The following is a 20,331-nucleotide window of genomic DNA, read 5'->3' on the forward strand; positions in this document are numbered from 1 at the left end:
GGAGCCTTGGCCACAGACATGACATCGCCCGATCCACACATATCACCCAAAACCGACCCAATCACCTTCGCAGATGAACCCATCGGGAAGGTAATCGCCCGCTTGCGGGAGGAGCACGGCTGGAGTCAAGACGAACTCGCGAGTCAATTGCGCGAACTGTCAGGCAACTTAAGCGTGGGACCAGACCAAATCTCACGCTGGGAACGAGCGCATCGCATCCCCGGCCCGTACTGGCGGCGCTTTCTCTCCAAAGTGCTAGACATATCGGTGGCCGATCTGTCAAGGGCCGCAGCATCGGCCAAGGCCAGCCGGGACATGGCCAATTCAACTCAACCCGTTCTTCGCGCAGATGTGACGGCTATGGTGGCGCTGTCAGCACGAGAGTCGGCCCGACTGGGTGAGCAAGTGGACAACACCCCCTTTGGATCGTTCACCATGACCCAAGTGATCGAGCAGTTGCATCAGCTCGCCACCGCCTACCCTTACCGGCCGCCCGGAGACTCCCTCCTTGAGGCCAGGGCGTTGCGAGATCGCGCATATGCGCTGGCCGAACAGTCACGTCGCCCTGCCTACACGCGAGACCTCTACCTGGTGACAGCGTGGAGTTGCGGCATACTGGCCAACGCCTCGTTCGATCTTGGCGCCGTCCAGCACGCTTTCACGCACGCGCGGACGGCGATGCACTTCGGGGACCTGTGCAATCACCAAGGCGTACAGACCTGGGTACGTGGCTTACAGGGGCTGATCGCCTTCTGGGATGGCCGGCCCGAGGATGCGGTGGCCTTCGCCGAGTCGGCACTGGAAGGACCAGCGGTAGAAGCCGGAACCGCGACTGTCCGGGCAGCGGCGATCCATGCCAGAGCACTGGCCATGATGGGGCGTGCCCAGGAAGCCAATGCGATGCTCGCCCGAGTAGAACAAACCCGCGAACTCATCACCCACAACAACGACCCGCTGGACTCCCCAGGTGGGCTGGTTGATTTCCCGCTCGCGAAACAGTTGTATTGGCAGGCAAACACATACCTGCTGCTAGAGGAGTCCGCGCGGCTGGCGAATGCGGAGGCAGCTGCCGAAGAAGCAGTTCGCCTGTATCTGGCGCCCCCTACCGGCCGACAGCGGACCGGCGAACTGTGCCATGCCCGGCTCGACCTGGCTGCAGCGCGGTGGGAGCAAAGCCACCCGGAGGGCACCGAGGAGCAGATCAGCGCTGTGGTGAGCACGCTTCAGAGCCGATACGTGGAAAGCGTCGTCCGACGCATGAACCGGTTCGCGGTGGTGGTCGCTGCGGACGCGGGAAGCAGCCACCTCGCCCGTAGAGTACTCGCGCAGATCTCCGCCCCCCTTACGCCGCCCGCGTTGACCGACGATGTTCCGTCCCTCCCGATCGACGAATGATCGTGCCACCCCAGACGATCGCGGTGCTACACCCCGGCAAGATGGGTGCGGCCCTCGCCAGATTGCTCGTCGCGCCAGGACATCGGCTGCTGTGCTGCGTGGAAGGACGCTCGGACGCGACACGGCAGCGAGCTCAGGACATCGGGCTCATCCCAGTACCGATGCGCCAACTGGCCGACGAAGCAGACATTGCCGTGTCCATCGTCGATCCCGCAGCAGCGCATCATGTGGCTGTTGACCTGGTGGCAGCTGGATTCCGCGGGTTGCTGATGGAGACCAACGCGATCCGACCCCGGGTGCTTCACAGCATCGCCGACCTCATCCACACTGCCGGCGGACAGGTCGTCGACGCCAGCATCATGGGGCCACCCCCAGCACAAAATCTGTCCCAGCCCACGCGCCTCTACCTCTCTGGCCCCGCCATTGGCATTGACGCCATCACCACAGTGTTCGCAGCAGCGCCGGAGCTTCTCATCACCACACTGGGCGAAGACATCGGACAGGCCTCAGCGTTGAAACTGGCTCACAGCACGGTCCATAAGGCAGGCCGAGCGCTCGCCCTCCTAGGGCACGCCTTGGCCGAACAGCACGATCTGTCCGCCGCTTTAGCCACAGAGATGAGCCGGTGGCCCCATCCGGCGTCCGACCCTGAGCAATTCCCCAGCGTGGCCGGCCGAAGCTGGAGATGGGGCGACGAGCTACGCGAGGCCGCCGAAGAGCTTCACGATGCGGGACTTCCTTCTGAACTGGCAATCCACGCCGCCGCGATTTTCGACCTCTTGGTCGATTTTAAAAATGCCTCCCCTTCCCAAAATAAGATCTTCGACGTGCTAAACAACCGTCCTACCACCGCACCGTAGCCCTTGACTTACACACTGAGCCATGACCGCCAGATCTAACAAGTAGAAACGACCGCATTCCAGCGTATAGCATGTGCTGGATTCCACTCCGAATCTAAATTAAAGTGCCAGTCTACCTTGCATGAGATCATGCGGCCTCAATATATTTTCGTGATTGCAAAGTTTGCAACATACGCTAAGCGCTTCATTTCCACAAAAATTGGAACGTTAATAGAAAGGTTTATCCTGTTTCGCAACCAGGCGGCTGGGTGCATGGGCGCTCTCGGAGCGTCCGCCTGGACGAGACCGGAGTCGGCACCTTGGCACAAGGAACCATGAGGACGCAGCTTAGCGGCGATTATCCAAATCGTGATCAACTTCGAATAAGCAGGAGCGCCTCATTTGAAAATTGCCTGCTGTTCGGCTCAGTAAGAGCGATCAAGGCGTTCAGCACTTTGGCAAGATGGCAGCTAGAGGCAGAGAAGCCTCCATTTGATCTTTGGAGTTGAGTAATCGCAGCGAGGAGCGCAGCGCTCGCTAGCACGAAGTCACGCCGATACACCTGGATGCTACGGTCCAGTATCGGATTTATCAAACTCTGCACATGTTCGACCAGACTCACGATGTCTGAATCCGCACCCTCTGTTCGGAGTAGTTCCAGCCCCTGATGTAGCGCACTAACTGGATCTTCTGCTGAGAGCCTGTCTGAGAGTTTCGCAAGGGCGACGGTAAGAAACTCTTCAAACGAGCACTCCACTCTTTCCTTTCTCCGGCCAACTGCCGGAGAAACCCATGAATGAAGCAGCCCCTGACACGCCAGCATCATCACTGGCAATGCCTCAAGGTATCGGGAACCAAGATCGATACCGAGAACACGGGCGAAGTCGAGGTCTCGAAGAAAGGCAAGATCACGGGTGAGAGCATGAACTAGACCGGAGTCGAGTTCGCGGGCAAGAGCGAGGGCGCGGTTGAGAACGAGGGACCGGTCGTGGGCGAGCTTGGGGTCCTGGGCACGCTTCAGAGTGCAGTCACTGACAAGGGTGAAGTCGCGCACAAGATCGAGACCAGGATCGCGGGCGCAAGCACGGTCGCGAACGAGGATGAGATCTCGAATAAGAGGGTCGAGGCTGCGAGCGCGATCGAGATCAAGGGTGAGATCTCGGGCGAGATCCAAGTCGAGGGTGAGATCTCGAGCGAGATCCAAGTCAAGGGTACAGACGAGGGCAAGATCACGAGCGCGGTCACGGGCGAAATCAGGATCACTGATGAGGTCACGGGCGAGATCACGCGCGAGGTCGCTAGCGAGGTCATGAATGAAGCCGAGGTCACGGATGAGAGTGAGGTCGCGAATTTGGTTAGGGTCGCGAGCATTAGCGCTGGTGCGGTCGAGGTAGCGGGTGCGGTCAAGGTCACGGGATTCATAGAAGGCGAGATCACGGACGCGGGTGCGGCCAAGATTAAGATTCCGGATGAGGTCGAGGGCGCGGTCGACGGCGATTGCGCATGCGTGAAGGAGAGCCAAGTTAGAGTCAGGCTTGCTCTCACCCTCACCCTCACGGTCAAGGGTGAGAGCAAGGTTAAGGGCAATCGCGACTGTTGTTGCGAAATCGAGAGCGATAATCAGATCAAAAGTCAGTGATGTGAGTGGACGGGCACTAAAGATCCGCGCGTAGGTCAGGAGGCGAGCCAGAGAAGGACCCGAGGTGTTGTTGATGAAAAGTCGGAGAAAAATGTGAGTATGGTCGAGGATGAGGTCTGGATACTGGGCGAGCTGAGACGGGGTCGGGTCGTAGGGCCAGGGGACACAATCGGGTTGATGAAGATGAAGCTGATCGTCTTGGGTCCAGATGGCGTGGGTGCTGACCGCGGGTAAAGCTTGAAGGTCAGGGTGGGCAGCTTCGGTGGGGGTTGGAAGCCGATAAGTGGTGCCATCGTCAAATAAGCCATTCAGCCATGCGACGAAACGGACGGCATCCGTTGCCCAGACCCCCGTGGCAGGTGAGGTGGCAGGCTCCCGGATGGGTGTATGGCGGCCTCCAAGCTGTTCGTGGTGAGCGAAGCGGTTCCATAGATCGACGGTGACGAGTTGGGTGCATACGACGGTGCCGTCCTCAAAGCGGATGGTGTCGTGCAGAGTGCGGGAAGCGGTAACAGCATCGATGAGTCGTTGATGTTCGGCGGTGGTTTCCTGGCCTGGGGTGAGGATCTGATTGAGGCGGGCCCGGGTGAGAGATTGAATCTGGCGGGCTTGATCGTTGCAGGCGAAGGCCAAAGTGAGAGCATGGACAGTGCCTGATTGCAAACAGGCCTCAATGAGGGGGGTGGCATCGGCGTCGGCGGCCCATAGCAGGCTGGTCTCGCGCCACCACGGATCGTCGACGTTTCCGGTCAGAAGATAATGCAGAAGTTGGGGGCTTTCTCGGATCTGCGCGGCAGCAAGATACTCCTGCAGGGTCAGGTGAGCAAAGGCGTAGAAGCCGTGTTCGCGTTCTACGAGCAGTCCACTCTTGCTGACCTCCTTGAGAAAGATTTCTGCGGTAATTTTTTCTTGACCACACACCTCTGCCAGAGGCTGTTCAACGACTCGGTACGCTTGGGCAGCTTCAATGTCACGTTGCTGACCCCGCATCATATGTACAGCGAGTTCTCTTATGACCGCAGCCTTTTGTGGACCGGTCAGAGTAGTAGGATCGGTTAGGTTCTTGGCTTCCTGACGGCGGTGCAGAAGAACCTCGCACATTTCGGCATATAGGGCGGCGCGACTACCGGGCAACGCACTGCGGTACCGGTGCACATTCGCAATCATCGTGAGCAGTAGCGGATTGGCGGCCAGGTCATACAGTGCGGGCTGGCGGCGCAGTTGGCCAATCAGATCGTCGGCTTTCTGCTCCGCGATCGCGTGGACGTCGTGGTCTCGGCCTTGGCGGGTGCGTCGTTCGATAGCCCGATACCATGCGTGCAGGAAACGGGAGACCTGGGTAGCGGTGAACCGCTGAACCTGCAGAACATCGACGTTCGGCACCGGGTTGGATAGGTAGCCATGGGGCCGAGAAGTCACCACGAAAGTGTTGTGCGGGTAGCGATCAATCTGGTCGCGCACCCAGGCCAGCACGCGCTTACGATCGTGTTCGTCTGCGACCTCGTCCAACCCGTCTAGCAGCACCACACATCGTCCCCGCTCCAGCCACCGCATCAGCCATGTGGCCGGGATTTTGCCACGTAGCCAGGCAGCCGACACCGCGACCTCAGCCAAGTCCTGGGGTTGCTCGGCCAGGATCGCCCTGGTGTGGCCGCGCAGGTATAACAGGACCGGCAGGCGGCGACGATGCCAAAATTCCCGCTGCCAGATCCGCCAGTTCCTGCCTGACAACGCCAGCGCCGTGTGACGAACCAGTGTTGTTTTCCCCGACCCCGGGCTACCCAGTACCGCGAATACCCGGCCCCGCCGCAGGAACGACGCCAACGACCGCCGATCACTCTCTTCTACGGCTTCCTGCGGTCGAGCACCCACACCACTGTCCCCAGCGGTCTCCCTAGCGGGACAAGGTAACAGCGCTACATCGACGTATACCTGCCGCATCCGCAACACGAACGCGCCCTGCGTCACTACCCCGATCGTCTCCATGTCGGCCACTGAGGCTCGCAACTGTCGCAGATACACTCTGCGCCGGATCCATCGACCCCGCGAGTTCACCCCCACGAGTTCGGCCTCTGCGGGCGTGAGCAATGCAACAAGCAGTGCGAACCCGAACGCCAGGTAGGCCCATGTCCAGCTGATCTCCTTGCCTTCCACGATCTGGTTGGCGGTAACTGCGACTACTACTGCTCCCATCGCCCCCGCAACCACCAGAGCGACAGATCGCACCCGCCGCACACTGACCTCCAGTCGCCCCCGCACTACCTAACTCCGATGACCACCACCCAACCTGCCGTCTCCCTACAAAATCCACGTCGTCACCGAGCTGATACATCTATCTCAGGCCGGGCCAGGCCAGGACGCCGAAAAGCTGATGTTTTGTCGGTTTAATTCACAGAGTCCCATATATGCCAAGTCGAACCCTGCGTCGACTTTAGGTCTTTATGTTTACATTCGCTCTTCTCGCGAGCACGCATATCAAAATAAATCCCTACCTGTCGAAGGCCTGAGATCGGGCTTGCTCTACTCAAATACCGTTCAAATATTTCTCAGCTCAGAAAGCTCTGATATATCACTACCGTCATGCGCTCACCCCAGTGCTGTGGCACCTTCGCACCCACGCACTAGAAACTCCATGATCATAGGAACGCAGGCGCAGCACATCTGTACGCTGTGCTGGCTGGCCGCTTTTGACATCAGCGCTTCACTCACTAACAGAGTTCACCGCAGCGCGGGTGCGGCGTCTGCTGTCACGCGGCTGTTGATACGTCAAACTCGCTGGCCCGAACACCACGCCCGAAAGCGATCCATTCCGTACAGGTGTAACGCAGGGTCGTCTCCACCATCGGATGGCGGAGCGCAATCGCCCCATTGGGCAATTGAGCTATCTCAACACGGTCAACGGGACTGCTTCCGGCAGCGCTCAGCCATGTCAGGCCAGAAAGATCAAGGTCGTACAGTTCCGTTTTGTTCTGTGGAGATGCCACAAGCTCGTGATCTGCGGCCTCGACCTTCACGACGTCGAGGAACTGCGACCAGGCCGTGACGGAGAACATGATGGCCGGTAGGTCAGCAGCCTTGGAGTCGCGCACGCCCACAACGTCGGCGGATCCCCTGCCGACCATGACACAGTTGGCTCCGCCGTCACTGAAGCTGCTCTTAACCCAGATCAGGGACTCGGGGGTGGGGTGAACGCTCATTTTGCTCACAATTCCTTGATTATTTTTCCCAGCGTCGTGATCGTATCGCGAGGTGACTGAGCAGCCGAGCGAAGATGGTCAGCCGCTATCGCGTACCGGGCCACTTCGTCTTCATCCTCAAGGTACTGCGCCGAGGTCAGCGCCTCCAGGCAGATGACCTCAGGCCCGGAGTCGAAGCGCATCCAGGTGAAAGCGCCCTCAAGCCCTGCGTGCTCACCCGCCAGATAGGGCAGAAGCACGATCTGAACATGGGGGCGACCGCGATCGGCGGCCACATCTTTCAGGTGCTCCAGTTGCTCTTTCATGACCTGCATGTCTGGAGCACCGACGCGCTGACGGACGGCCATCTCTGACAGCACCACCCAGACCTGTGGGGGCTCCTCGCGGTCCAGAACCGTGGTCTTGCGCTTCATACGCAGGGCCACGAACTTGTCGATCTCCTCTTCGGTCTGCCACATGCGACTGGCCGCCACCACGTGACGAGCGTAAGCCTCGGTCTGTAGCCATCCCGGGATGAGAAGCGGCGACCATTTGAAGATCAACGTTGCCGACTCCTCAAGGCTGAGGTAGTCGGCGAAGGGATCGCGTACGACTCCCTGAAACTTCTGCCACCAGTCACGTTCGGCGGCCTTGCTCGCCAACGCCATGATCTCTTCACGGCGAGCCGGATCGTCGAGTTCGTATTTGTCGAGGATGAAGGGCACGTCTCTGACGCGAAGTTGCTGCTTACCGTTCTCGATCTTGCTGAGAGACGTCTTGGGACGCATGAGAAGGATGGCGGCATCCTCCAGCGTGAGCTTGCGAGCGTGGCGCAGCATCTCCAGCTCGCGTCCCAGACGTCGACGGCGGACCGTGGCCCTGACCTCTGGCATGAGAACCTCCCTGGGGCAAACCTGGCCTAATCCAACACCTTGCCATGCCTAGGTTTTCACTGGAGCAACTTTCTCCAAATCAAGGTTGCGCTGGCGCTGGATTTCACAGCATCATCTTTCCAGGAACACGCATCGTATCCGGTTGACGTTGAAGCGTGATGCGATCACCCCATGCACGCACCTGCCCACCCCCGGAGGGGCAATGGATGATGCCATGACAACGGAGAAGGCCCGGGCTTCAGACCGGCGGCTCTCCCTGGCCCAGCAATACAGCCCGGAGACGATGGAGCCGATCCGGCGCATCGTGACGATCCAGTTGATCCTCTGGAAAATGCAAGAGGTCATCGTGGACCGCTGCATGATGATTCTCACCGAGCTGTGCAGCAACGTCAGACATACCGATGACGAGCGGTTCGAGCTCACGGTGAGTGCCCTCGGCTCCAGTGTGCGCCTGAGCGTACGTGACTTCTCCGCCGCCCTACCGGTCGTTCCCCGGGAAGCACCCGATTTCGAGGCGTGCAACGGACGCGGCCTGTATCTCGCGGCACGCTATGCCGACGCGTTCGGCATGGTTCCTCTGATGGACGGAAAAGTCATCTGGGCGGAGATCACATCTACCGGCGCGTCGGGAACGGGCTGACGGTCGCATTCCGCCGCTTCCAGAAGTGTGACCGGCACGTCCAGGTGAGAGCCACGGAAACCCGCTCTCACCTGGACGTGCCGTGCCAGCTGCTCCACAAGGCCGCGTACGAGCCCCCCGCCGCGACCAGCTCGTCGTGGGAGCCGAGTTCGCTGATGCGGCCGTCCTCCACCACCGCGACGCGGTCGGCGTCGTGGGCCGTGTAGAGGCGGTGGGCGATGGCGATGACCGTACGGCCGTCGAGGACGGCGGCGAGCGAGCGTTCCAGGTGGCGGGCGGCGCGGGGGTCGATCAGCGAGGTGGCCTCGTCGAGGACGAGGGTGTGCGGGTCGGCCAGGACCAGCCGGGCGAGGGCCAGCTGCTGCGCCTGGGCGGCGGGGACGGGCTCGCCGCCGGAGCCGACGGCCGTGTCGAGCCCGTCGGGCAGGGCCTCGACCCACTCCCAGACATCGACGGCCTCCAGCACCTCGCGGACCCGCGCGTCGTCGGCGTCCGGCCGGGCGATCAGCACGTTGTCGCGTACGGTACCCCGGAAGACGTGGTGCTCCTGGGTCACCAGGGCGACGTGGCCGCGCAGGTCGTCCAGGGAGAGCTCGACCAGCGGGGTGCCGCCGACCGTGACCGCGCCGGTGCGGGGGCCGTGGACGCCCGCGAGCAGGCGCCCCAGCGTGGACTTGCCGGCCCCCGACGGGCCGACCATGGCGAGCCGCTCGCCCGGTCTGACCGTGAGGTCGATGCCGTGCAGCACGTCGTGGCCCTCGCGGTAGGCGTAGCGGACGTCGTCGGCCCTCAGCTCGCTGCCCTCGGGGGTGGTGGAACCGGCCTCGCGGTCGTCGGGCACCTCGGCGACGCCCAGCAGGCGGGCCATGGAGGCGCCGCCGACCTGGAGCTCGTCGATCCACATGAGCAGCCGGTCGAGCGGGTCGATGAGCTGCTGGACGTAGAGCGTGGCGGCGGTGACCTGCTCCAGCGAGACCCAGCCCCGGATGTAGAAGAGGCCGCCGATGACCAGCGTCGCCACGATCGGGATCACGTAGCCGAGCTCGACCGACGGGAACCAGACCGTGCGCAGCCCCAGCGTGTAGCGCTCGGCCGCCCACGACTCGGCGATGTCGGCGTCGGTGCGCTGGTGGCGCCGCCGCTGCAGGCCCAGGGCCTCCACGGCGCGGGCGCCGTTGACCGTCTCGGCCAGGCCGTCGGTCATGTCGGCGTACGCCGCGCTCTCGCGCAGGTAGCCGTCTCTGGCCCGCTTGAGGTACCAGCGGGTGGAGATCCACAGGATGGGGACGGCGAGCAGCGAGGGCAGCGCGAGCAGCGGCCCGACCAGCAGCAGCGCGCCGACGGTGATCACGCAGGTGACCAGCGCGATCAGCGTCTCGGGCACGGCGTGCCGCACCGTGCGCGACAGCGAGTCGACGTCGCGCGAGGTCCGCGAGATGAGGTCGCCGGATCCGGCGCGCTCGACCGTGGACAGCGGCAGGCCGAGCACCCGCCCGACGAACTCCTCGCGCAGCTCGGCGAGCACCTTCTCGCCGAGCCTGGAGGAGGCGTAGACGGCGAACCTGACCAGCACCGCCTGGGCGACCACGAAGCCGCCGATGGCGAGCGACACCCGGGTGACGTCGACCCCGGAGCCGGTGTGGACGCCCTGGACGAGGCCGCCGAGCAGCCACGGCACCGCCAGGCCCGCGACGGCGGCCAGGGCGTGCAGGAGCAGCGCCACGGTCAGGTCGCGGGGGTACTTCAGGGTGAGCCTGCGGGCGTACGCCCGGACCTGCGCTTGGTCGGCGACGGGCAGGATCTGCCTGCTCATGACGCCTCCCCCCTGGTGACGACGGCGGTGTAACCCGGGTGGGCGGCGAGCAGCTCCCGGTGCGTGCCCTCGGCGCGCACGACGCCCCCCTCGACGTAGACGACATGGTCGGTGCGGTCGAGCACCAGCGGGCTGGTCGTGCAGACCAGCGTGGTCTTGCCGACGCGCGCCTTGGCGAGCCGGTCGGCGATGCGCGCCTCGCTGTGGGCGTCGACCGCGCTGGTGGGCTCGATGAGGATGAGCACCTCCGGGTCGAGGGTGAGCGCCCTGGCGAGCCGGAGCCGCTGCTGCTGGCCGCCGGAGAACTCCCGGCCCGCCTCGGCGACGCGCCCGTCGAGACCGCCGGGCAGCGCCGCGACGATGTCCTCGGCGCACGCGGCGCTCAGCGCCTGGCCGAGCTCCTCGGCCGTGGCCCGGCCGGTGACGTCGAGCTCGTCCCTGAGCACCCCGGCGAACAGCTTGGCGTCGTTGTCGGCGACGAGGATCCGGCGGCGCACCTCGGAGAGCGGCAGGGTCGCGAGCGCCACGTCGCCGAAGTCGACGTCGCCCTCGCCGTAGCGGCCGAGCCGGTCGGCGATGGCCGCCGCCTCCTCGGGAACGGCCGCCGCGACGGCGGTGAGCATGCCGGGGCGCACGGCGACGCCGGAGGCCACGTCGCGCAGCAGGCCGCCCTCGGAGCGGCCGGTGCCGCCCTCCACCTCGGGCCTGAGCGAGAGGATGCGCACCACCCTGCGGGCGGCGACGTGCCCCTTGGTCAGCTTGTCGGCGGCCTCGGTGAGGGTGCGCACGGGGGCGATCAGGAAGGCGGCGTAGCCGTAGAAGGCGACGAGCTGACCGGCGCTGATCTCGCCGCGCATCGCGAAGGTCGCGCCGAGCCAGGTCACGCCGGTGACCAGCAGCCCCGGCAGCAGGACCTGCGCGCCCTCCAGCATGGACTCGACGGAGGCCACCCGCACGCCCGCGTGCCGCACCCGCTGGGACTCGGCGCCGTAGCGGTCGGCGAAGACCCGCTCGCCGCCGATGCCGCGCAGCACCCGCAGGCCGGTGACGATGTCGGCGGCGCGGGTGGAGAGGTCGCCCTGCAGGTCGCGGTGGGCGTTCTGGCGGCGGTGCAGCGGCCTGAGCAGGGGGGCGACGGCGACCGCCATGAGGGGCAGGCCCACCAGGACCGTCAGGCCCAGCGGCGGCGAGCTGCTCATCAGGATGACGGTCACGACGGCGATGGCGACGATCGCGCCGACGCCCCGGATCAGGATGTCGATCGCGTTGCCGATGTGGGCGATGTCGGAGTTGCCGACGCTGACCACCTCGCCGGTGGACATGCGCTTGGGCAGGGTCGCGCCCAGCCGGGTCGACTGCCTCGCGGTGACCTGGACGGTCCGGTAGGCGGCGGCGAGCCAGTTGTAGACGGCCATCCGATGGCGCAGGATGCCCGTGACGGCCTGCGTGACCCCCAGGGCGAGCACCACCCCGCCCCAGGTGGTCAGGGACGAGACGTCCCTGGCCGTGATGGCGTCGATCCCCTCGCCCATGGCGTACGGCACGAGCGCCATCGCGAGCCACCACAGGACGGCGTAGACGATGCCGAGGAGCAGCGGGCCCCTCTGCATGCGGGCCACCCACCGCAGGTATCTGACCGGGCTGCGGGCATCGGGAACGCCGGGGTCGGCGGCAGGTAAGGAGCGCATGTCCCTGCAAGGGTTACAAACTCCGCCCTGACCAGGCAAATCATTTTCGGTCCTCGGGCGTGTCGCCGTCAATCGGGGTTGACAAGCGGTTCGCGTCAACCTAGATTGACATCATGAGTGATACGGCGCAGCTGGCATCCGACGCCGGTAGCCGCGATCCGGCCGTGGGCCTGCGGGCCGTGCGGGCACTGCGGACGCTGGTCGACCGGCTGGAGGCCCTCCAGGTGGAGAACGCACGCGAGCAGGGCTGGTCCTGGCAGGAGATCGCGCACTGCCTGGAGGTCACCCGGCAGGCGGTGCACAAGAAGTACGCGGGCGGCAGAGGTCTGTTGAGACGGGAGAGATAGCGATGTTCGAAAGGTTCCACCGTGAGGCCCGCCAGGCGGTGACCCTCGCGCAGGAGAACGCCCGCAGGTTGCGGCACGACGTCATCGGCACCGAGCACATCCTGCTCGGCCTGCTCGACCAGCCGGAGAGCCTGTCGGCGCGGGTGCTGGGCCGACACGGCCTCGACCACGACGGCGCCTACCGGTCGGTCGTCCGCCTCACCCCGCAGAAGCCGGGCGACGCGCTCGACGCCGAGGCGCTGGAGTCGATCGGCATCGACCTCTCGGCCATCAGGGAGAAGGTCGAGGCGGCCTTCGGGCCCGGCGCCCTGGACCGCAGGCCCCGCACCGACCGGCGGGGCCGCGTGCTCGGCAACTTCCACATCCCCTTCAGCCCCCGGGCGAAGAAGACCCTGGAGCTGTCCCTGCGCGAGGCCGTCAACCTCAAGCACAACCACATCGGCGACGGCCACCTCCTCCTGGGCCTCATCCGCGAGGGCGAGGGGCTGGGCAGCAAGGTGCTGGCCGACGCGGGCCTCGACTTCACGAACCTGCGCCAGGAGGTCGTCACCGAGCTGGGGTGACGGTGAGACGCGTTCCGCCCGCGCCGGTGACGGTCAGCACGATCTTGCCGGTGGTACGGCCGGACTCGCCGTGTTCGTGCGCCCTGGCCGCCTGCTCCAGCGGGAAGACGGCGTCGAGCTCGACGCGGAGCCGTCCGGCCTCCACGAGCGCGGCGACGGCCCGCATGCCCGCGTGGTCGGGCTCGACGAGCGCGAACACGGAGCGGACCCCGAACCTCGCGGCCTCCTCCACGGGCGGCACGTCGGCCGGCGAGGAGAGCGACACCAGGATCCCTCCCCTGCGCAGCACCGGCAGGGAGCGCGGCCCGTAGTCGCCGCCGACGGCGTCGAGGACCACGTCGACGTCGCGAACCCTCGCGGCGAAGTCGTCACGGGTGTGGTCGATCACCTCGTCGGCGCCGAGGCCCAGCAGGAACGGGTGCTTGGCCGCCCGTGCCGTGCCGATCACGTACGCGCCGAGCGACTTGGCGATCTGCACGGCCAGGTGGCCGACACCGCCCGCCGCGGCGTGGACCAGCACCCGCTGCCCGGCCCGCAGGTCCGCCACCTCGGTCAGGCACTGCCACGCGGTCAGCCCGGCCAGCGGCAGGGCGGCGGCGCGCACGTGGTCGATCGAGACGGGCTTGCGGGCGAAGTGCCTGGCCGGGGCGGCGACGTACTCCGCGTAGGCGCCCGCCTGGTGCGGGAAGCGCGGCATGCCGAACACCTCGTCGCCCGGCCGGAAGAGTGTCACGCCGAGCCCGGCGGCGACCACCGTCCCGGAGACGTCGTACCCCAGCACGACCGGATCGCCCCACAGGCCCAGGCCGCCGTGGGCGCGGGCCTTCCAGTCGGTCGGGTTGACGCCGGCCGCGCGCACCCGGACCAGGATCTCCCCCGCCCCGGCGCTCGGGCGGTCCGTCTCGATCTCGGCGAGCACCTCGGGTCCGCCCCAGGACCGCGGGCTCATCGCGCGCATCCGCGCGACGGCCGGTGCGCTCTCGCCCATGCCCATGCCCGTGCCGCCGTCCATGCTCACGCCGCCGTCCACACCCACCGGCGCGCTCCCGTCCACGCTCACGCCGCCGTTCACACCCACCGGTGCGCTCTCGTCCATGTTCGACCGTCCTCTTTCCCGTCCCCCGGCGCACCGTGTCGTGCGGCCGGGAACCAGATTGCGCGAGGAGGGAGCCGACCGGTACCGGCCCGATGGCCATCATGTGACAGGATCTGGCCATGCACAGCGTCGTCGTCCTGGCCCTGGAAGGGGTCATCCCCTTCGAACTGGGCACCCCCGCGCGCATCTTCGGCAGCGCCGAGGGGCCGGACGGCGAGCCGCTCTACGAGGTGATCGCCTGCACCCTGGACGGCGGCCCGGTGAACAGCGACGCCGGTTTCGCCATCGCCGCCGAGCACGACGCGAGCGCTCTGGCCACGGCGGACACGCTGGTGATCCCGCCCTCCAGCGCGCTCGGCGCCGTCCGCGAGCACGGGCACCTGCCCGAGCGGCTGGCGGAGGCCCTCGCGCTCGTCCGGCCGGGCACCCGGATCGTGGCGATCTGCACGGCCTCGTACGTGCTGGCGGCCGCGGGGCTCCTCGACGGCCGGGCCGCCACCACGCACTGGAGGGAGGCCGAGCACTTCCAGCGGGTCTTCCCCCGGGTGAGAGTCGAAAGGAACGTGCTGTTCGTGGACGGCGGCGACGTCCTCACCTCGGCGGGGGTCGCGGCGGGAGTGGACCTGTGCCTGCACCTGGTACGCCGCGACCACGGCAGCGCGGTGGCGAGCCAGGTGGCCCGCCGCTGCGTCGTCCCGCCCTGGCGCGACGGGGATCAGGCCCAGTTCGTCGAACACCCCGTCCCCGGGCCGTCGTCGGCCACCACGGCCCCCACCCGCGCCTGGGCGCTGGAGCGGCTGCACCGGCCGCTGCCGCTGCCGGAGCTCGCCGCCCACGCCCGGACGAGCGTACGCACCTTCACCAGGCGCTTCCGCGCCGAGGTCGGGGTGACACCCGGCAACTGGCTGACCGCCCAGCGCGTGGAACTGGCCAGGCGATTGCTGGAGACCAGCGACCTGCCGATCGACCACGTCGCCCAGCGAGCCGGGTTCGGTACGGCCGGCTCGCTCCGTCAGCACCTGCGCTCGGTGCTCGGCACCTCACCCGTGGCCTACCGGCGCGCCTTCCACGCGGCGGGCGTTCCCTCCCCTGATCCCTCCCACGATGCGACGGGCGTCTCCGCTCACGGCGCGGAGGGGCTTGACGCGGACGGCGCTCCCGCTCGCGGTACGGACGACGCTCCCGCTCACCGCGCGGAGGGCGCGGGACGCTGATCCGGGCGTACGCTACCTGACCGCTACCTGACCGCTACCTGACCGCTACCTGACCGCTACCTGACCGCTACTTGGCGGCCCGCAGGTAGTCGCGGTTCATCTGGGCGATGGTGTCCAGCGGGATGCCCTTGGGGCAGACCGCCGTGCACTCGCCGGTGTTGGTGCAGCCGCCGAAGCCCTCCGCGTCCATCTGCTCGACCATGGCCAGAGCGCGGGAGTCGCGCTCGGGCTGGCCCTGCGGCAGCAGGCCCAGGTGAGTGATCTTGGCGGCGGTGAAGAGGGAGGCCGAGCCGTTCGGGCAGGCGGCGACGCAGGCGCCGCAGCCGATGCAGGTGGCCGCGTCGAACGCCGAGTCGGCGTCGACCTTCTTCACCGGGACGCTGTGCGCGTCGGGGGCCGAGCCCGCGGGGACGGAGACGAAGCCGCCCGCCTGGATGATGCGGTCGAACGCCGAGCGGTCCACGACCAGGTCCTTCACCACCGGGAAGGGCGCGGCGCGCCACGGCTCGATGGTGATGACCGCGTTGTCCTCGAAGTGCCGCATGTGCAGCTGGCAGGTGGTGGTGGCCACCTGCTCGCCGTGCGCGACACCGTTGATGACCATGCCGCACATGCCGCAGATGCCCTCGCGGCAGTCGTGGTCGAAGGCGACCGGGTCGTCGCCCTCCAGGATGAGCCGCTCGTTGAGGACGTCGAGCATCTCCAGGAAGGACATGTCCGGTGACACGTCCTCGACCCGGTAGGTGACCATGCGGCCCTTGTCCTCGGGACCCCTCTGCCGCCAGACCTTGAGTGTGAGATTCATACCCATGGTTCGCTTACCGCTCCTCATTCGCTGCGCGGATCGCTCGTTCCTCGCGAGCCACTTCGCTCACTACGTCGGGTGCGCTCACTTGTAGCTCCGCTGGCTCATCTTGACGTACTCGTAGTCGAGATCTTCCTTGTGCAGGATCGGGCCCTGCTCCCCGTACTCCCAGGCGGCGACGTAGGCGAAGTGCTCGTCGTCGCGCAGGGCCTCGCCGTCGGCGTCCTGCGACTCGGCGCGGAAGTGGCCGCCGCACGACTCGGTGCGGTGCAGCGCGTCGACGCACATCAGCTCGGCCAGGTCGAAGAAGTCGGCCACCCGCCCGGCCCGTTCCAGGGCCTGGTTGAGCTCCCCGGCCTCGCCGGAGACCTTCACGTTCCGCCAGAACTCCTCGCGCAGCTCGGGGATCCGCTCCAGGGCCTTGCGCAGCGACTCCTCGGTGCGCTCCATGCCGCAGTAGTCCCACATGAGCTTGCCCAGCTCGCGGTGGTAGGAGTCGGCGGTGCGGTCCCCGTCGTTCGACAGCAACTTGGCGATCTTCTCGCGCACCGCGACCTCCGCCCCGGCCACGGCCTCCTCGTCGACCTCGCCGTACGGGCCGTTCGCGAGGTAGTCGCCGATCGTGGTCGGCAGCACGAAGTAGCCGTCGGCCAGGCCCTGCATCAGCGCGGACGCGCCGAGGCGGTTGGCGCCGTGGTCGGAGAAGTTGGCCTCGCCGATCACGAACAGGCCGGGGATCGTGGACTGCAGGTCGTAGTCCACCCACAGGCCGCCCATCGTGTAGTGGACGGCCGGGTAGATGCGCATCGGCTGCGCGTAGGGGTCCTCGCCGGTGATGCGCTCGTACATCTCGAAGAGGTTGCCGTACTTCTTCTCCACCGCGTCGCGGCCCAGGCGGCGGATCGCGTCGGCGAAGTCGAGGTAGACGCCCAGCCCGCCGGGGCCGACGCCGCGGCCCTCGTCGCAGACGTTCTTGGCGGCGCGGGAGGCGATGTCGCGCGGGACCAGGTTGCCGAACGCCGGGTAGATGCGCTCCAGGTAGTAGTCGCGCTCCTCCTCGGGGATCTCCGAGGCCGGGCGGGCGTCGCCCCGCTCCAGCGGCACCCACACGCGGCCGTCGTTGCGCAGCGACTCCGACATAAGGGTCAGCTTCGACTGGTAGTCGCCGCTGACCGGGATGCAGGTCGGGTGGATCTGGGTGTAGCAGGGGTTGGCGAACATCGCGCCGCGCCGGTGCGCCCGCCAGATCGCGGTGGTGTTGCAGCCCTTGGCGTTGGTCGACAGGAAGAACACGTTGCCGTACCCGCCGCTGGCCAGCACGACCGCGTCGGCCAGGTGCCGCTCGATCTCGCCGGTGACCATGTCGCGGACGATGACGCCGCGCGCCCGTCCGTCGGAGACGATCAGGTCGAGCATCTCGTGGCGGGTGTGCATCTCGACGGTCCCGGCCGCGATCTGCCGCTCCAGCGCCTGGTACGCGCCGAGCAGCAGCTGCTGGCCCGTCTGGCCCCTGGCGTAGAAGGTACGGGAGACCTGCGCGCCGCCGAAGGAACGGGTGTCGAGCAGGCCGCCGTACTCGCGGGCGAACGGCACGCCCTGGGCCACGGCCTGGTCGATGATGTTCACGCTGACCTGGGCGAGCCGGTAGACGTTGGACTCGCGGGCGCGGAAGTCGCCGCCCTTGACCGTGTCGTAGAACAGCCGGTAGATCGAGTCGCCGTCGCCCCGGTAGTTCTTGGCCGCGTTGATGCCGCCCTGGGCCGCGATGGAGTGCGCGCGCCGGGGCGTGTCCTGGTAGCAGAAGGACTTGACGTTGTAGCCCAGCTCGCCGAGGGTCGCGGCGGCCGAGCCGCCCGCCAGCCCCGTGCCCACGACGATGACGTTGAGCTTGCGCTTGTTGGCCGGGTTGACCAGCTTGGCGCCGAACTTCCGCTTCTCCCAGCGATCCTCGATCGGGCCGTCGGGGGCCTTGGTGTCGCGGATCGGCGCGCCCTCTGTGTATCCCGTGGTCATGACCCGCTCACCGCTCCTCGTTCCCCACGCGGAAGATCCGCTTCTCGTACGCCACCGTCGCGCCCGTCGTACTCGGCGCGCCGGGTCCCGCTCACTTGATCACCCCGAGGACGACCGCGGCCGGGACCGCGAGGAAGCCGACGACCAGCAGCGCCGACAGGCCGGTGGCGGCGGCCCTCAGCGCGCGGTAGCTGCGGCGGCCCGCCAGGCCGAGCGTCTGGAAGGCGCTCCACAGGCCGTGGCGCAGGTGCAGGCCGACCATGACGACCGCGAGCACGTAGAACAGGGTGACCCACCAGCGGGACGGCGCGAAGCCCTCGACCAGGCGCTCGTACGGGGTGGAGCCCGCGCCCGCCGGGTTGGCCACGCCGAACGTCAGGTCCAGCAGGTGGTAGATCACGAACAGCACGATGACGACGCCGCCGTAGCGCATGGTGTGGACCGCGTAGCCGTTCGCCCGGGACCTGCGCCTGGCCGCGTACTTGACCGGACGGGCCTTGCGCGCCCGCCGGGCCAGGGAGACCGCCGCCCACATGTGCAGCCCGACCGCGACGACCAGCCCGATCTCGACGACGGTCAGCAGGACGCGGTGCGGGAGGATCGGCTCGCCCATGGTCCGCAGGAAGGCCGCGTAGGAGTTGAAGGACTCGGCCCCGAAGAAGCTCTTGAGGTTTCCCGCCATGTGGCCGACAAGGAAGAGCACCATCAGGGCGCCCGTGACGGCCATCACGGCCTTCTTGCCGTTGGAGGAGCCCAGGAAGCCGCCCCGCCGCCTGGGCCTGGCCGGCTTCACCGGGGCCTCCGCCGAGGGTTTCACCGGCGCGGTGGCGGATCCGCGCTCAATAGTGGCAGTCACGTTTGTCACGCTAGGTAGGAGGATTTACCGGCGTCCAAGTCATCGTGGATGTGGTTTCCATAGCCTGTGGCTATTGACTCTGCGCTCCTGCGACTTCCGGGACCGCACCCCCGGGCGTGGTGCGATCAATCTCACAACCTCCTGGCGGGAGCCTCACATCGTCTCGTACGCCACCGCCCGCCCCGGATCCGAGTCCGGACGCCCCCTGCGCTATGAGTCCCCGGACGGCCAGGATCCTCGGCGCCCGGGACCTCGCCCGCCCGGCGACTCGCGCCCCCGCGACGCGCGTCCCGGGGGAGCCGTACGCGGAGGAGCCCCTACGCTAGGGAAACGTGCAGCTCCAGCAACTCGCCTACTTCGTGGCGGTCGCCGAGGCCCGGCACTTCACCCAGGCCGCCGAGGGGATGCGCGTCGCCCAGCCCTCGCTGAGCAAGCAGATCAAGGCCCTGGAGGCCGAGCTCGGCGCGCCGCTGTTCAGCCGCGCCCGGGGGAACGTCACACTGACCCCGGCGGGCGAGGCGCTGCTGCCGCTGGCCCGCAGGATGCTGGCCGACGCCGAGACCGCCAGGAGCGAGGTCGGCGAGCTCGCGGGCCTGCGCCGGGGCCGGGTCCGGCTGGGCGCGACCCCCTCGCTCTGCGCCGGGCTGCTCGCCGACGCGCTGGCCAGGTTCCACCACGCCTACCCCGGCATCGAGCTGTTCGTGGAGGAGGGCGGCTCCCGCGACCTGGTCCGTACCCTCGCCCGCGGCCAGCTCGACCTGGCGCTGATCATCATGCCGCTGCACAGCGACGACCCCGCCCTCGTCACCGAGGAGATCCTGCGGGAGAACCTCGTCGTCGCCTCTCCCTCCGCCGATCACCCGGCCGATCACGCCCGCCGGCCGTACGTGCGCATCGAGGAGCTGCGGCGGCGGCCGATGGTGATGTTCCGGCGCGGGTACGACCTGCGGGAGGCGACGCTCAGCGCCTGCAGGCAGGCCGGGTTCGAGCCCAGGTTCGCGGTGGAGGGCGGCGAGATGGACGCCGTGCTGCGCTTCGTGGAGGCCGGGCTGGGGATCGCGCTGGTCCCCTCGATGGTGCTGGACGGCCGCCCGGGACTGGCCGGGACGCCGCTGGCGCCCCCCGGGCTGCGCCGCACCATAGCCATCGCGCACCGCAAGGACGTCCAGCCCACCCGCGCCGCCCAGGCCTTCCGCGCGACCCTGCTCCTCTTCCTCACCGAGGCCGCCCGCGACGGCAGCCTCCCCCAGGGACTCGACCTGATCACCGAGACCTGATGGCCAGGAGCAGGGAGTTTGCGGGCCGTACGGCCGGGCGGTGCCCGTGGACGCCCGACGGGCGGACGGGTGTCCGG

Annotated in this window: 16 protein-coding genes; 7 read left to right on the plus strand and 9 right to left on the minus strand. The window is 67.2% G+C overall.

Going from position 1 to position 20,331, the window contains the following annotated elements; translation table 11 throughout:
* Positions 1–6 precede the first annotated feature (6 nt).
* Both ACSC1Q_RS27635 and ACSC1Q_RS27640 read left to right on the plus strand, forming a co-directional pair.
* On the plus strand, positions 7–1,395 hold the full coding sequence (locus tag ACSC1Q_RS27635) for a helix-turn-helix domain-containing protein (RefSeq protein ID WP_436761601.1): 1,389 nt from the start codon (positions 7–9) through the stop codon (positions 1,393–1,395).
* Positions 1,392–2,255: an NAD(P)-dependent oxidoreductase gene (locus tag ACSC1Q_RS27640; protein ID WP_436761602.1), complete on the plus strand. Its 864-nt coding sequence runs from the start codon at positions 1,392–1,394 to the stop codon at positions 2,253–2,255. The genes ACSC1Q_RS27635 and ACSC1Q_RS27640 overlap by 4 nt, the downstream gene beginning before the upstream one ends.
* 352 nt (positions 2,256–2,607) lie before the next feature.
* Here the strand turns inward: ACSC1Q_RS27640 and ACSC1Q_RS27645 are convergent, their stop codons facing one another.
* The 3 genes from ACSC1Q_RS27645 to ACSC1Q_RS27655 all read right to left on the minus strand — a co-directional run bounded on the left by ACSC1Q_RS27645 (position 2,608) and on the right by ACSC1Q_RS27655 (position 7,942).
* Entirely contained in the window at positions 2,608–6,099 is a 3,492-nt protein-coding gene (locus ACSC1Q_RS27645) for an NACHT domain-containing protein (protein WP_436761603.1), read from the minus strand.
* 521 nt (positions 6,100–6,620) lie between these two features.
* A complete protein-coding gene (locus ACSC1Q_RS27650; RefSeq protein WP_436761604.1) occupies positions 6,621–7,070 on the minus strand; it encodes a DUF397 domain-containing protein in 450 nt (149 codons plus the stop codon).
* Positions 7,071–7,075: 5 nt separating this feature from the next.
* Positions 7,076–7,942, minus strand: a complete 867-nt coding sequence (locus ACSC1Q_RS27655; RefSeq protein WP_436761605.1) for a helix-turn-helix domain-containing protein — start codon at positions 7,940–7,942, stop codon at positions 7,076–7,078.
* A gap of 202 nt (positions 7,943–8,144) precedes the next feature.
* On the opposite strand from ACSC1Q_RS27655, the gene ACSC1Q_RS27660 reads away from it, so the two are divergent.
* Entirely contained in the window at positions 8,145–8,582 is a 438-nt protein-coding gene (locus ACSC1Q_RS27660) for an ATP-binding protein (RefSeq protein ID WP_436761606.1), read from the plus strand.
* Positions 8,583–8,649: 67 nt separating this feature from the next.
* Here ACSC1Q_RS27660 and ACSC1Q_RS27665 read toward each other — a convergent pair whose 3' ends face one another.
* Entirely contained in the window at positions 8,650–10,395 is a 1,746-nt protein-coding gene (locus ACSC1Q_RS27665) for an ABC transporter ATP-binding protein (protein ID WP_436761607.1), read from the minus strand.
* Positions 10,392–12,083 carry an ABC transporter ATP-binding protein gene (locus tag ACSC1Q_RS27670; protein ID WP_436761608.1) on the minus strand — a complete coding sequence of 564 codons (1,692 nt, stop codon included), beginning with the start codon at positions 12,081–12,083 and terminating at the stop codon, positions 10,392–10,394. The genes ACSC1Q_RS27665 and ACSC1Q_RS27670 overlap by 4 nt, the downstream gene beginning before the upstream one ends.
* A 113-nt stretch (positions 12,084–12,196) precedes the next feature.
* Between ACSC1Q_RS27670 and ACSC1Q_RS27675 the strand changes: the two genes are divergently transcribed.
* Both ACSC1Q_RS27675 and ACSC1Q_RS27680 read left to right on the plus strand, forming a co-directional pair.
* Complete coding sequence (locus tag ACSC1Q_RS27675) at positions 12,197–12,430, plus strand: RNA polymerase subunit sigma-70 (protein WP_329085846.1); 234 nt, start codon at positions 12,197–12,199, stop codon at positions 12,428–12,430.
* A gap of 2 nt (positions 12,431–12,432) precedes the next feature.
* Positions 12,433–12,993, plus strand: a complete 561-nt coding sequence (locus ACSC1Q_RS27680) for a Clp protease N-terminal domain-containing protein (RefSeq protein ID WP_436761609.1) — start codon at positions 12,433–12,435, stop codon at positions 12,991–12,993.
* Here ACSC1Q_RS27680 and ACSC1Q_RS27685 read toward each other — a convergent pair.
* A complete protein-coding gene (locus ACSC1Q_RS27685) occupies positions 12,977–13,987 on the minus strand; it encodes an NADP-dependent oxidoreductase (protein WP_436761789.1) in 1,011 nt (336 codons plus the stop codon). The two genes, ACSC1Q_RS27680 and ACSC1Q_RS27685, sit on opposite strands and share 17 nt — an antisense overlap.
* Positions 13,988–14,208: 221 nt before the next feature.
* Between ACSC1Q_RS27685 and ACSC1Q_RS27690 the strand changes: the two genes are divergently transcribed.
* A complete protein-coding gene (locus ACSC1Q_RS27690) occupies positions 14,209–15,303 on the plus strand; it encodes a GlxA family transcriptional regulator (RefSeq protein ID WP_436761610.1) in 1,095 nt (364 codons plus the stop codon).
* A 67-nt stretch (positions 15,304–15,370) separates the two neighbouring features.
* Here the strand turns inward: ACSC1Q_RS27690 and ACSC1Q_RS27695 are convergent, their stop codons facing one another.
* From ACSC1Q_RS27695 to ACSC1Q_RS27705, 3 genes are all read right to left on the minus strand, one after another.
* Complete coding sequence (locus ACSC1Q_RS27695; protein WP_436761611.1) at positions 15,371–16,108, minus strand: succinate dehydrogenase/fumarate reductase iron-sulfur subunit; 738 nt, start codon at positions 16,106–16,108, stop codon at positions 15,371–15,373.
* An 84-nt stretch (positions 16,109–16,192) separates the two neighbouring features.
* On the minus strand, positions 16,193–18,121 hold the full coding sequence (locus tag ACSC1Q_RS27700) for a fumarate reductase/succinate dehydrogenase flavoprotein subunit (RefSeq protein ID WP_436761612.1): 1,929 nt from the start codon (positions 18,119–18,121) through the stop codon (positions 16,193–16,195).
* 91 nt (positions 18,122–18,212) lie between these two features.
* The gene (locus ACSC1Q_RS27705) at positions 18,213–18,977 is read right to left on the minus strand and encodes a succinate dehydrogenase cytochrome b subunit (RefSeq protein ID WP_436761613.1); all 765 of its coding nucleotides are present in this window, start codon (positions 18,975–18,977) and stop codon (positions 18,213–18,215) included.
* Positions 18,978–19,309: 332 nt separating this feature from the next.
* Between ACSC1Q_RS27705 and ACSC1Q_RS27710 the strand changes: the two genes are divergently transcribed.
* Positions 19,310–20,254, plus strand: coding sequence for a LysR family transcriptional regulator (locus tag ACSC1Q_RS27710; RefSeq protein WP_436761614.1), 945 nt, complete (start codon positions 19,310–19,312; stop codon positions 20,252–20,254).
* The last annotated feature ends 77 nt before the right edge of the window (positions 20,255–20,331 follow it).

It is taken from the genome of Streptosporangium heterodermiicola, assembly GCF_051390675.1.
GTDB lineage: Bacteria > Actinomycetota > Actinomycetes > Streptosporangiales > Streptosporangiaceae > Streptosporangium.

Coding starts and splice junctions, on each gene's coding strand:
- ACSC1Q_RS27670 (WP_436761608.1), bottom strand. CDS start 12,083: ATGCGCTCCTTACCTGCCGCCGACCCCGGCGTTCCCGATGCCCGCAGC.
- ACSC1Q_RS27650 (WP_436761604.1), bottom strand. CDS start 7,070: ATGAGCGTTCACCCCACCCCCGAGTCCCTGATCTGGGTTAAGAGCAGC.
- ACSC1Q_RS27655 (WP_436761605.1), bottom strand. CDS start 7,942: ATGCCAGAGGTCAGGGCCACGGTCCGCCGTCGACGTCTGGGACGCGAG.
- ACSC1Q_RS27690 (WP_436761610.1), top strand. CDS start 14,209: ATGCACAGCGTCGTCGTCCTGGCCCTGGAAGGGGTCATCCCCTTCGAA.
- ACSC1Q_RS27685 (WP_436761789.1), bottom strand. CDS start 13,987: ATGGGCATGGGCGAGAGCGCACCGGCCGTCGCGCGGATGCGCGCGATG.
- ACSC1Q_RS27640 (WP_436761602.1), top strand. CDS start 1,392: ATGATCGTGCCACCCCAGACGATCGCGGTGCTACACCCCGGCAAGATG.
- ACSC1Q_RS27665 (WP_436761607.1), bottom strand. CDS start 10,395: ATGAGCAGGCAGATCCTGCCCGTCGCCGACCAAGCGCAGGTCCGGGCG.
- ACSC1Q_RS27700 (WP_436761612.1), bottom strand. CDS start 18,121: ATGACCACGGGATACACAGAGGGCGCGCCGATCCGCGACACCAAGGCC.
- ACSC1Q_RS27675 (WP_329085846.1), top strand. CDS start 12,197: ATGAGTGATACGGCGCAGCTGGCATCCGACGCCGGTAGCCGCGATCCG.
- ACSC1Q_RS27680 (WP_436761609.1), top strand. CDS start 12,433: ATGTTCGAAAGGTTCCACCGTGAGGCCCGCCAGGCGGTGACCCTCGCG.
- ACSC1Q_RS27695 (WP_436761611.1), bottom strand. CDS start 16,108: ATGAATCTCACACTCAAGGTCTGGCGGCAGAGGGGTCCCGAGGACAAG.
- ACSC1Q_RS27660 (WP_436761606.1), top strand. CDS start 8,145: ATGGATGATGCCATGACAACGGAGAAGGCCCGGGCTTCAGACCGGCGG.